11 protein-coding genes and 2 tRNA genes are annotated in these 11,412 nt (G+C 72.0%); 10 read left to right on the forward strand and 3 right to left on the reverse strand.

What is annotated here, in order from left to right; genetic code table 11:
• Positions 1–68: 68 nt before the first annotated feature.
• The gene (locus ACIP4P_RS12355) at positions 69–701 is read left to right on the forward strand and encodes a DsbA family protein (RefSeq protein ID WP_400917213.1); all 633 of its coding nucleotides are present in this window, start codon (positions 69–71) and stop codon (positions 699–701) included.
• 58 nt (positions 702–759) lie between these two features.
• On the opposite strand, the gene ACIP4P_RS12360 is transcribed toward ACIP4P_RS12355, so the two are convergent.
• Positions 760–2,175 (reverse strand): amino acid permease, encoded by a 1,416-nt coding sequence (locus tag ACIP4P_RS12360; protein WP_400917215.1) that lies wholly within the window; start codon positions 2,173–2,175, stop codon positions 760–762.
• A gap of 268 nt (positions 2,176–2,443) precedes the next feature.
• On the opposite strand from ACIP4P_RS12360, the gene ACIP4P_RS12365 reads away from it, so the two are divergent.
• The 4 genes from ACIP4P_RS12365 to ACIP4P_RS12380 all read left to right on the forward strand — a co-directional run bounded on the left by ACIP4P_RS12365 (position 2,444) and on the right by ACIP4P_RS12380 (position 5,812).
• Positions 2,444–3,043 (forward strand): biotin transporter BioY, encoded by a 600-nt coding sequence (locus ACIP4P_RS12365; protein ID WP_400917217.1) that lies wholly within the window; start codon positions 2,444–2,446, stop codon positions 3,041–3,043.
• Positions 3,044–3,098: 55 nt separating this feature from the next.
• Complete coding sequence (locus ACIP4P_RS12370) at positions 3,099–3,584, forward strand: ribose-5-phosphate isomerase (protein WP_400917219.1); 486 nt, start codon at positions 3,099–3,101, stop codon at positions 3,582–3,584.
• A 297-nt stretch (positions 3,585–3,881) separates the two neighbouring features.
• A complete protein-coding gene (locus ACIP4P_RS12375) occupies positions 3,882–5,108 on the forward strand; it encodes a PP2C family protein-serine/threonine phosphatase (protein ID WP_350510916.1) in 1,227 nt (408 codons plus the stop codon).
• A gap of 506 nt (positions 5,109–5,614) precedes the next feature.
• Positions 5,615–5,812: a hypothetical protein gene (locus ACIP4P_RS12380; RefSeq protein ID WP_350510917.1), complete on the forward strand. Its 198-nt coding sequence runs from the start codon at positions 5,615–5,617 to the stop codon at positions 5,810–5,812.
• 199 nt (positions 5,813–6,011) lie between these two features.
• On the opposite strand, the gene ACIP4P_RS12385 is transcribed toward ACIP4P_RS12380, so the two are convergent.
• The gene (locus ACIP4P_RS12385) at positions 6,012–6,806 is read right to left on the reverse strand and encodes a DUF6348 family protein (RefSeq protein WP_350510918.1); all 795 of its coding nucleotides are present in this window, start codon (positions 6,804–6,806) and stop codon (positions 6,012–6,014) included.
• Positions 6,807–6,995: 189 nt separating this feature from the next.
• On the opposite strand from ACIP4P_RS12385, the gene ACIP4P_RS12390 reads away from it, so the two are divergent.
• Positions 6,996–7,535, forward strand: coding sequence for a hypothetical protein (locus ACIP4P_RS12390; protein ID WP_350510919.1), 540 nt, complete (start codon positions 6,996–6,998; stop codon positions 7,533–7,535).
• An 83-nt stretch (positions 7,536–7,618) separates the two neighbouring features.
• Here the strand turns inward: ACIP4P_RS12390 and ACIP4P_RS12395 are convergent.
• Positions 7,619–7,689: transfer RNA gene (locus ACIP4P_RS12395), tRNA-Gly, on the reverse strand.
• Positions 7,690–7,859: 170 nt separating this feature from the next.
• Between ACIP4P_RS12395 and ACIP4P_RS12400 the strand changes: the two genes are divergently transcribed.
• The 4 genes from ACIP4P_RS12400 to ACIP4P_RS12415 all read left to right on the forward strand — a co-directional run bounded on the left by ACIP4P_RS12400 (position 7,860) and on the right by ACIP4P_RS12415 (position 11,271).
• Positions 7,860–7,933: transfer RNA gene (locus tag ACIP4P_RS12400), tRNA-Pro, on the forward strand.
• 332 nt (positions 7,934–8,265) lie between these two features.
• Positions 8,266–9,666: a trigger factor gene (gene tig / locus ACIP4P_RS12405; RefSeq protein WP_400917220.1), complete on the forward strand. Its 1,401-nt coding sequence runs from the start codon at positions 8,266–8,268 to the stop codon at positions 9,664–9,666.
• Positions 9,667–9,934: 268 nt separating this feature from the next.
• A complete protein-coding gene (locus tag ACIP4P_RS12410) occupies positions 9,935–10,552 on the forward strand; it encodes an ATP-dependent Clp protease proteolytic subunit (protein ID WP_350511200.1) in 618 nt (205 codons plus the stop codon).
• A gap of 56 nt (positions 10,553–10,608) precedes the next feature.
• The gene (locus tag ACIP4P_RS12415; RefSeq protein ID WP_400917222.1) at positions 10,609–11,271 is read left to right on the forward strand and encodes an ATP-dependent Clp protease proteolytic subunit; all 663 of its coding nucleotides are present in this window, start codon (positions 10,609–10,611) and stop codon (positions 11,269–11,271) included.
• Positions 11,272–11,412 lie beyond the last annotated feature (141 nt).

Raw genomic sequence — 11,412 nt, forward strand, 5'->3', positions numbered from 1 at the left:
CGCCCGGCGGGTGTTGGGATTCCTCGTGGGGCGCGCCGCCTCGGAACACTCACGAAGGACGAGACCCAGTGACGACTGCCGCTGAGCGCAAGACCGCCGACTTCTGGTTCGACCCGGCCTGCCCCTGGGCGTGGATGACCTCCCGCTGGCTGATCGAGGTCCAGCAGCTGCGTCCGGTCGACGTGAACTGGCACGTGATGAGCCTGTCGGTGCTCAACGAGCACCGCGACCTGCCGCAGAACTACCGCGAGCTGCTGGACAACGCCTGGGGCGCGGTCCGGGTGTGCATCGCGGCCGCCCAGCAGCACGGCGACGGGGTGCTGGGCCGCCTCTACACCGAGCTGGGCCTGCGCTTCCACAACCAGGGCCTGCCGCAGAACCGGGAGACGATCCAGGCGGCCCTGGTGGCCGCGGGCCTGCCCGCCGAGCTGGCGGACGCGGCGGACACCGACGCGTACGACGAGGCCCTGCGCGCCTCCCACAAGGAGGGCATCACCCTGGTCGGCGAGGACGTCGGCACCCCGGTGATCGCGGTCGAGGGCGCGGACGGCGAGCGGGTCGCCTTCTTCGGCCCGGTGGTCACCCCGGCCCCCAAGGGCGAGGCGGCGGCCCGGCTGTGGGACGGCACCCTGCTGGTGGCCTCCACCCCGGGCTTCTACGAGATCAAGCGCACCCGGACGGCGGGTCCGTCCTTCGAGTGAGGCTCCCGCGGACACGGCGAAGGGCCCGGTACCTCGGTACCGGGCCCTTCGCCGTGCGTCAGGGGCGCGCGGCCGCGTCCCGGCGCTGCTTGACCAGTCCGGCGACGCTGAGCAGCGCGACCAGCACCCCGGCCGCGTACAGCTGCTGGCGGTTGCCCTCGGTGGTGGTCATCAGGGCGAGGATGCCCGCCACGGCGGCCATCGCGATCCAGGTCAGGTACGGGTAGCCCCACATCTTCACGGTGAGCAGCTCGGGTGCCTCGCGCTCCAGCCGGCGGCGCATCCGCAGCTGGACGATGCAGATGAACAGCCAGACCACCAGGATCGCGACGCCGGTGGTGTTCATCAGCCAGGTGAACACGGTGTCCGGCCAGAACTTGGAGGCCAGCACGGCGCCGAAGCCGAACAGGCAGGAGGCCAGCACGGCCCGCCGCGGCACCCCGCCGCTGACCTTGGCCAGCGCCTTGGGGCCCTGGCCGCGGCCGACCAGCGAGTACGCCATCCGGGAGGCGCCGTAGATGTTGGCGTTCATCGCGGACAGCAGCGCGATCAGCACCACCACCTCCATGATCGTCCCGGCCCCGGGCACCCCGAGGTGGCGCAGCACGGTGACGTACGGGCCGTCGGCGACGACCGCCGGGTCCTTCCAGGAGACCAGGGTGACCACCAGGGCCATCGAGCCGATGTAGAAGATCGCGATCCGCCACACCGCGGTGCGCACCGCGTTGGCGACGTTCTTCCTGGGGTCGTCGGACTCGGCCGCGGCGATGGTCACCGTCTCCAGGCCGCCGTAGGCGAAGACCGAGGCGAGCAGGCCGACGATCAGCCCGCTGACGCCGGTCGGCAGGAAGCCGCCCTGGCCGGTGAGGTTGTCCGTGCCGGGGGAGCCGGGGCCGATCACGCCGGCGATGCCGAGCCCGCCGAGGACCAGGAAGGTGATGATCGCGGCGACCTTGATGGTGGCGAACCAGAACTCGAACTCGCCGAAGTTCTTCACCGCGGTGAGGTTGCTGACGCAGAAGAAGACCATGAACAGGGCGACCCAGACCCAGGAGGAGACTCCGGGGATCCAGCCGTTGACGATCTTCCCGGCGGCGGTGGCCTCGGCGGCGACGCCGCAGCAGAGCATCACCCAGTACATCCAGCCGGCCGTGATCCCGGCCCAGGGGCCGACCTCCTTCTCGGCGTGCACCGAGAAGGAGCCGGAGGCCGGGCGGGCGGCGGACATCTCCCCGAGCATCCGCATGATCAGCATGACCAGCAGGCCGGAGAGGGTGAAGGCGAGGATGATCGCCGGCCCGGCGGCCGCGATGCCGGCGCCGGAGCCCACGAAGAGGCCCGCGCCGATCACGCCGCCGAGGGCGATCATCGACAGGTGGCGCTGCTTGAGCCCGTGGCTGAGCTGCTGGCCGCCGGGCGGCGGGGGAGCGGCGTCACCGTTCCCGGGCGCCGGGGGCGCGGAGGTGGGGGCCATAGGGGTGGATCCAGACTTTGCGGAATGCGGCATGAGCTGTCCAATATCCGGCGACGCCGCTGTCCATGCCAAGAATGTCCGGTCCGGGCCCACCATGCGGACCAGCCGGTCGCCGTGCGTGACCCAATGACAGCACATCGTCGCGTGCGGCCGGTTCCGACAACGTCCGAGGGCGGGGCTTTGTCCGAAACCGTGCCGGTGTCGGAGTGGATCACCGCGTAGGTTCACAGGTGTTCACTCACCTGGACCCTCACGGAGGAGCCCCCCGATGGCCACTGCCACCACCCCGATAGCGCGCCGCGCCGTCCTCGCCGACCTGCTGCCCACCGCCTCCACCCGCCTCGGCGCCCAGGCCCGCGACCTGGCCCTGGTGGTCGGCGGCGCCGCGCTGACCGGTGTGGCCGCCCAGCTGTCGGTGAACGTCCCCGGCTCGCCGGTGCCGGTCACCGGCCAGACCTTCGCCGCCCTGCTGGTCGGCACCGCGCTCGGCGCCCGCCGCGGCGTCGCCTCGATGGCGCTCTACCTGCTGGCCGGCATGGCCGGCCTGCCCTGGTTCGCCGAGGGCACCTCCGGCTGGGCCATGCCCTCCTTCGGCTATGTGCTCGGCTTCGTCCTCGCCGCCGCCCTGACCGGCGCGCTGGCCCGCCGCGGCGCCGACCGCACCCCGGTGCCTACGGCCGTCACCATGGTCCTCGGCAGCCTCGCCATCTACGCCGTCGGCGTCCCCTACCTGGCCCTGACCCTGCACGTCCCGCTGGCCCGTGCCGCCGAGCTGGGCCTCTACCCGTACCTGGTGGGCGACGCGCTCAAGGCCGCCTTCGCGGCCGGCGCCCTGCCGCTCGCCTGGAAGCTGCTCGGCCGACGCTGACCCACCCGGCCCCCGTTGTCGGGCCCGGGCGCACCCGCATGCCACACTCATGGGCATGCGCGTGTACCTGGGCTCCGACCATGCCGGCTACGAACTGAAGAACCACCTGGTGGAGTGGCTCAAGGGGGCCGGCCACGAGCCGGTCGACTGCGGGCCGCACATCTACGACGCCGAGGACGACTACCCGCCGTTCTGCCTGCGCGCCGCCGAGCGCACCGCCGCCGACCAGGACGCCCTGGGCATCGTGATCGGCGGCTCGGGCAACGGCGAGGCGATCGCCGCCAACAAGGTCAAGGGCGTCCGCGCGGCGCTGGCCTGGAGCGTGCAGACCGCCGAGCTCGGCCGTCAGCACAACGACGCCAACGTGATCTCCATCGGCGGCCGGATGCACACCGTCGAGGAGGCCACCGAGTTCGTCGAGGTCTTCCTCGCCACCCCCTACAGCGGCGAGGCCCGGCACACCCGCCGGATCGAGATGCTGAGCGAGTACGAGACCACCGGCGAGCTCCCGCCGATCCCGGCCCACCACCCCCAGGGCTGATCCCGCCACCCACCCGCCCCGACGGCCGGCCGCACCCTCCCGTGCGGCCGGCCGTCGTCGTTCCCGCCCCGTCCGCGCCTGTGGGATCGGCCACAGGACCCGGCGTACGCACAACCCCGTACGCGGGGCGCACGCGCGGCCCGCAGGCTCCGTACGTCCAACCGGCGCACGCCTCCTGACGGCGTGCCCGCCACCGCGCCGTTCGGCCGAAACGCGCTGAGCGGCCCGCGCGCCCGCGCCGCCGCCCGCCCCCGGGCCGTCGACGCCGGGCCGCACCCGTGGATAGGGTCGGGCCCCATGGCTGGCAGACCGCCGGGCGCACCGCCCCAGACGACTGCGACGAGGCCCGGCGCCGCCCAGGCCGCCGAGCCCGTGACGGCCCGGCTGCGCAAGAGGCTCCGCCGGGTCCGCCGAAGGCTGCGCACGGCCGGGGTCGACTACTTCCGCGGCGGTGCCGCCGACTGGCCGGTGCTCTGCGCGCTGGCCCTGCTCGTCCCGCTGATGATCCTGCTGAACATCTGGATCCCGGACTGGGCCCCGCCCACCGCCCTGGTCCTGCCGATCCTGGCCGGCGCGCTGCTGCTGCGCCCCGGCTCCCTGGTGGTGCTGTACGCGCTGGCCGCCCTCGGGCTGTCCGCCGAGTCCGTGATCCACACCGGCCAGCGGGTCGCCAGCGAGAACCCGGAGGCCTACGTCTACGGCGTGACCCCCGGCGCGGCCCTGGTGGTCGGCGCCGCCGGGGTGGGCGGCCTGCTGCTGGCCCAGTTCCGGGCCCGGGTCGGCGTCCCCTGGTGGGGCGGCTCCACCATGCTGTTCGACCTGCGCGAGCGGCTGCGGGTGCAGAGCCGGGTGCCCGACCTGCCGGCCGGCTGGCACGCCGACATGGCGCTGCGCCCGGCCGGCGGGCAGTCCTTCTCCGGCGACTTCGTGGTGGCCGCCCGCACCGGCCCCGGCCAGCGGTTGCTGGAGGTGGTCCTCGCGGACGTCTCCGGCAAGGGCATGGACGCGGGCTCCCGGGCGCTGCTGCTCTCCGGCGCCTTCGGCGGCCTGGTCGGCTCGCTGCCCGCGCACGACTTCCTGCCCGCCGCCAACGGCTACCTGCTGCGCCAGTCCTGGGAGGAGGGCTTCGCCACCGCCGTCCACCTGGTGCTGGACCTGGACACCGGTGAGTACGAACTGCTCTCGGCCGGGCACCTGCCGGGGATGCAGCGGCTGGCCGGCGAGGGGCGCTGGGAGGTCAAGGAGGCCGACGGTCCGCTGCTCGGGATCTACGACGGCGCCAAGTTCGACGGCGTGCGCGGCCGGCTGAACCGGGGCGACGTGCTGATGCTGTGCACCGACGGCATGGTCGAGGCGCCCGGCCGGGACCTCACCGAGGGCATGGACCGGCTGATGGGGGAGGCCGACCGGCTGGTCCCCGGCGGCGGCCCGGGCTCCGGCGCGGGCGCGGCGTCCGCACTGATCGAGACGGTGGCCCGGGACATCAACGACGACCGCGCCGTCCTGCTGCTCTGGCGCGACTGAGGGTCGTCCGCCGACTCCGGTCCGGCACCGACGGTCGGCACATGCCCCCGGCAGGTGAGGGCGGCCCTGTCAAGCCTGGCAGCTGATCTTCGGCCATATCGGACGACCCGTCGGCGGACCGGATCAGCGGCTTCCGTTCCCCGCCCCCGGGCGTTCCCCCGCCGCTCAGCACCGCCCCGCCGACGATTCGTCAGAACGGCTCCGCTATCGTCCCGGTCGGCGGAAACTCGTCCCGCACCACAGGATGTCAGCACTGGGCTGACTGTCAGACCTTTACGCAATCGGCACGGTCGACCACACTGAGTCCGGGCGGGACTGTTCAGGATTCGGGGGATTGGGGGCGACACGTGCGGCACAGCAGACAGCGGTTCGGTGCGGGCCCCCTCGCCGGCGCTGCGCCGGACGGTCCGCGATTCCGCCTCGGGACCGTCGGACAGGCCGGGGTCCGGCTTCGCAGGTGTCGCCGGGCGGCGGCACCACGGTATGAAACGAGGAAGTGAGTCCGGGTGGCACTCTCCGTCTCCGCGCTGGTTCTGTTCGCGATCCTGTGCATCATCTTCATCCGGAACAAGCAGCTGAAGATCCCGCACGCGATCGTCGCCGCCCTGTTCGGCTTCATGCTGCACGAGACCACGATGGCGACCTCGATCAACTCCATGCTGGCCAACCTGGCGCACAGCATCTCCAGCATCACCGGCGGCTGACCGGACGGCTCCCGCACGCCCCGAGCCGAAGCACGTCCCGAGCCGAAGGGGCGCGCCGGTGCCGAAGCACGCCCCGAGCCGAAGGGGCGCGCCGGTGCCGAAAGGGAGAAGCGAGGGAGCGACGAAGGAGCGAGGGAGCGCCGACCGTCGGCACCGGATCAGAGCGCCCCGGAGGCGAGCGGGCGAGTAGCAGCTACAGCTACCGGCCGGCTCGTCGGGCCTCCCGCCAGCGGGCGAACAGACCCCGGGGGCGTGCCGCCGCCGGGGCCGGGGCACGTACCGGCGCGGGTGCCGCGGCACCCGCCGGTGCGGCCGTGACCGGTGCTGCCCGCTCCGCCGTCAGCAGCACGAACAGCCGCGCCCAGCACAGTCGTTCGCCGCGCGGCCAGTCCAGCGCGCGCAGCGCCGCGGAGGCCGCCTCCGACACCTCGCCGCCCACCCGGACCTCGGCGACGTCGTCCCCGGCCTTCCCGCCCAGGAAGAGCTTCACCCCGACCGGCCCCGGCCCGGCCAGCTCCTGACGCAGCGCCGGAGCCAGTGCCGGCAGCACCCGGTGCTCGGCGAGCCAGGCCGCCAGGTGCTCGTTGCCGAAGCCGAACACCGCCGCCGGCCCCTGCACCGCCCGCCAGCCCGGGAGTTCGGGCAGGTCCGGGCGGTCGGCGTGGATGCCCCGCCCGTCCGCCAGCTCGACCAGCACCGAGGCGGTGGTGGTCGCCCACATCTTCACGGCGTTCGCGAGCTTCTCCTCCTCGGTCTTGCCGAGGCCGGCCGCGCAGTCCCACACCACCGGTCCGTCCGCCCGGCCCAGCTGCAGCACGAAGCCGAGGTCCACGTGCCCGGCGCCGCCGTCGTCCCCGGGGTGCTCGCGCACCGCCACCGCGGTGGTGCCCGGCCCGCGCACCACCTCGCCGTCCGGATGGAAGTCCTGGCCCAGCCGTGCCATCTCCAGGACCACGCAGCGCTGTATGACGGCCAGTCGCTCCTGCGGACGCACCGGGACTCCTCCACCTCGGGAGCGCGGCGCCTGGGTAGCGCTCGAACTGCGCTCGAACGCCGCCGAGGCTATCGGCCCGACCGCCGTGCGGGAAACCGTTCGCACGGCCTTGCCCTCCGGTCGCGGGAATGTCATGAATGCCCCACTTTGGGGAGCGGAACCTGAAGGCCGCCCGCCTGGAGAGCCCGCATGCCCCGCACCGCCCTGACGCCCGCTCCGCCCTACCCGCCGCACTGGGACGGCTCCGGCCTGGTCGCCGAGATCGAGGCCTACCTCGCCTCGCTGCCCGCCCCCGCGTCCGCCCCCGGGCCGTACGTCTGCCGGTACGGGAGCACCCTGCGCCCCTGGCAGGCCGGCCACCCGGAGCCCCGGGCCACCCTGCTCGACCGGGCGCTGCGCCGGCCCGCCCGGCCGGTCCCGGTCACCGCCGCCGAGCACCTGCGGCTGGCCTCCCGCTACATCGGCGCCCACGGCTGGCTGCAGGGCGCGATGTGGGACCAGGCCGGCCGGGTCTGCCTGCTCGGCGCCCAGGCGGCCGTGCTGGCGTACGGCTACGGCACCCCGGCGACCGTGCGCACCGGCCGGGTCCAGCTGATGGAGGTGCTGCACGCCACCGGCCGCCCGGCGCGCTCCCCGGACGAGTACAACGACCGCCCCACCACCCGGGAGGGCGACGTGCACCGGTTGCTGGACCGGGCCGCCGCCCGGGCCGCCCGGCTGGGCCTCTGAGGCCCGCCCGGTCCCGGGGACGCAGGCAGCCCGGGAACGCCGACGGCCCCGGTGCGCTGGGCGCACCGGGGCCGGGCCGGAAGAGCGGGTGACGAGAATCGAACTCGCGTGACTAGTTTGGAAGACTAGGGCTCTACCATTGAGCTACACCCGCGCGAAGCCGCCGACCGTTGCCGGCCGGAAGTTCGGGACACAGCGTACCTGGTCCGGTCCCTCCCGTGCACACCGCGTTCCCCGCGCACCCCCTTCCGACGTGCTCCCGTCGGGCCCCGAATAAGTCGACGAGCCGTACAGGCCCGGCGTGTACGCTTCCTCTCGGCACCACGGGGTGTGGCGCAGTTTGGTAGCGCGTCCGCTTTGGGAGCGGAAGGCCGTCGGTTCGAATCCGGTCACCCCGACAGTGCGGCAGGGTCTCGCCCACCGGGGCGGGGCCCTGTTCTGTGTCACGGCCTTCTGTGCCGTCTGTGTGACGGCCCCGGGACGGCGGTACGGTGGCGTCTGGCGTCCGCCTTTCGTGGTACCGGTAGGATGGGGCGCTGGCGGTAGTCCCTGTGGCGTCCACCCAGGTCAACCGCACGAGGGCGAGGAGTCAAGCTCACCGTCCACCCACACGGGAGATGCAGCTCCAACCGCCCATCGCCCGTCTCGTCCGCCCCACCCGTACCGGCTCCGGCCGGACGTGAGGGACGGGCGGAGACAACCTGACCGCAAGCCCCTAGGAGACCTAACCGTGAAGAGCGCCGTCGAGACTCTGAACCCGACCCGGGTTCGACTCACCGTCGAGGTGCCCTTCGAGGAGCTCAAGCCCAGCCTCGACGCGGCGTACAAGAAGATCAACCAGCAGGTCACGGTTCCGGGCTTCCGCAAGGGCAAGATCCCGGCTCGCGTCATCGACCAGCGCTTCGGCCGTGGTGCCGTGCTGGAGGAGGCCGTCAACGACGCCCTGCCGCGCTTCTACACGCAGGCCGTCGACGAGGGCAAGATCGAGGTCCTCGGCCAGCCCGACATCACCAACATCGAGGGTGTCGAGAAGATCGCCGATGGCGGCGACCTGAAGTTCACCGCCGAGGTGGACATCCGTCCCGAGATCACCCTCCCGGAGTTCTCCTCCATCGAGGTGACCGTCGACCCGATCGCCGTCTCCGACGAGGACATCGAGAAGTCGCTGGAGCAGCTGCGCGAGCGCTTCTCCTCCGTCAAGGACGTCGAGCGCGCCGCGGCCGCCGGCGACATCGTGGTCGTCGACCTGATCGCCAAGGTCGACGGTGAGGTGCCGGAGGACGGCACCGCCACCGGTGTCAGCTACGAGATCGGCTCCGGCCGTCTCATCGACGGCATCGACGACGCCGTCGTCGGCCTGTCGGCCGGCGAGGAGAAGACCTTCGAGACCGAGCTCAAGGGTGGCACCCAGGCGGGCAAGACCTCCGAGGTCTCCGTCACCGTCACCGCCGTCCAGGAGAAGGAGCTGCCGGAGCTGGACGACGAGTTCGCCCAGCTGGCCAGCGAGTTCGACACCCTGGAGGAGCTGCGCGCCGACTCCCGCAAGCGCCTGGAGCGCATGAAGGAGTACGACCAGGCCACCCAGGCCCAGGAGAAGGTCCTCGACGCGCTGCTCACGCTGGTTGAGATCGAGTACCCCGAGAAGCTCCTGAAGGACGAGATCGAGACCCGCAAGCACAACGTCGAGCACCACCAGCTGGAGCCGATGGGTCTCGACATCGACACCTACCTGGAGACCCAGGGCAAGACCCGCGAGGAGTGGGACGCGGAGATCGAGGAGCAGGCGAAGAAGGGCATCAAGACCCAGTTCGTCCTGGACCAGATCGTCGCCAACGAGGAGCTGGGTGTTAACCAGGAGGAGCTCACCGAGCACCTCATCCGCCGTGCGGCCGGCTCCGGCCTCACCCCGGACCAGTTCGCCCAGCAGGTCGTCCAGGGCGGCCAGGTTCCGCTGCTGGTCGGCGAGGTCGCCCGCGGCAAGGCGCTGGCCACCGTGGTCGAGGCCGCCAAGGTCGTCGACACCGAGGGCAACGAGATCAACTTCGACGACGAGGACGAGACGGGCGAGACCGTCGAGGCCGCCGTCGCCGAGGCCGCCGAGGACAAGGCCGAGGAGGGCACCGAGGCCTGAGTGCCCCGGTAGCCCCCTGAGGTGCTGCAACGGGCCCGGACGCCGTACGGTGTCCGGGCCCGTTGTCGTCCCCTCGTGCACCCCGCGACCCTGCGCTCACAGCGAACAGTTCTGCGTGAGGGATTCTGCGGCCGGGCCTGCGCGTTAGGGTCCTTGGACAGCACCAATCACGACGTGATACCCGGAAGCTGTGCGACATCGTGACGGCCGTGGAGCGACCGTCCAAATCGACTGAGCAGGTGGCTAAGTGACGTTCCCGCAGATGCAGATGCCTGGCCCGATGGCGCCGCACGCCGCCGCTGGTGACGTGCTCGGCGGCCTTGGCGACCAGGTCTACAACCGGCTGCTCAACGAGCGGATCATCTTCCTCGGCCAGCAGGTCGACGACGACATCGCCAACAAGATCACCGCGCAGCTGCTGCTGCTGGCCGCGGACCCCGAGAAGGACATCTTCCTCTACATCAACTCCCCGGGCGGCTCGATCTCGGCCGGCATGGCGATCTACGACACCATGCAGTACATCAAGAACGACGTCGTCACCATCGCGATGGGCATGGCCGCCTCGATGGGCCAGTTCCTGCTGACCGCCGGTGCCAAGGGCAAGCGCTTCTCGCTGCCGAACGCCAACATCCTGATGCACCAGCCCTCCGCGGGCCTCGGCGGTTCCGCCACCGACATCCGCATCCAGGCCGAGCAGCTGCTCCGCACCAAGAAGCGGATGTCCGAGCTGATCGCGTTCCACAGCGGCCAGTCCTTCGAGCAGATCACCTCGGACTCCGACCGTGACCGCTGGTTCACCCCGGAGGAGGCCCTGGAGTACGGCCTCATCGACGCGATCATGCACAGCGCCGCGGACGTCCCCGGCGGCGGCGGCACGGGCGCCTGAGCCTCGGCCCGGCCCACGAGACCACAGCCACAACGCCCCGGAGGACCAGAATCCCCATGAACATCCCCAGCCTGTCGGCCGCCCAGGCCCGCGTCGAGGACATGCGCGCCGAGGGCCGCTACATCGTCCCGCGCTTCGTCGAGCGCACCACCCAGGGCATCCGCGAGTACGACCCGTACGCCAAGCTGTTCGAGGAGCGCATCATCTTCCTCGGCTCCCAGGTGGACGACGTCTCGGCGAACGACATCATGGCGCAGCTGCTGTGCCTGGAGTCGATGGACCCGGACCGCGAGATCCAGATGTACATCAACTCGCCCGGTGGCTCGTTCACGGCCCTGACGGCCATCTACGACACCATGCAGTACGTCAAGCCGGACATCACCACGGTCTGCATGGGTCAGGCGGCCTCCGCCGCGGCCGTGCTGCTCGCCGCCGGCACCCCCGGCAAGCGGATGGCGCTGCCGAACGCCCGGATCCTGATCCACCAGCCGTACACCGAGACCGGCCGCGGCCAGGTGTCCGACCTGGAGATCCAGGCCAAGGAGATCTTCCGGATGCGCGAGCAGCTGGAGGAGATGCTCTCCAAGCACTCCAACAAGTCGGTGGAGCAGGTGCGCGACGACATCGAGCGCGACAAGATCCTGACCGCCGAGGAGGCCAAGGAGTACGGCCTGATCGACCAGATCATCTCGACCCGCAAGACCTCGCTGACCTCCTGAGGCCGGCACCCCCGGGGCGGGGCGCGCGAACCACGGCGCGCCCCGCCCCGGCCCGTCGGCGGGGTCTGCCACGGCATCTGTTCGGTATCAATTCGCCCAGGGCGTAGGGCAGACCCGGCGAAGAGGACGGAATCAAGGGCC

The organism is Kitasatospora sp. NPDC089509, assembly GCF_044749365.1.
Taxonomy (GTDB): domain Bacteria; phylum Actinomycetota; class Actinomycetes; order Streptomycetales; family Streptomycetaceae; genus Kitasatospora.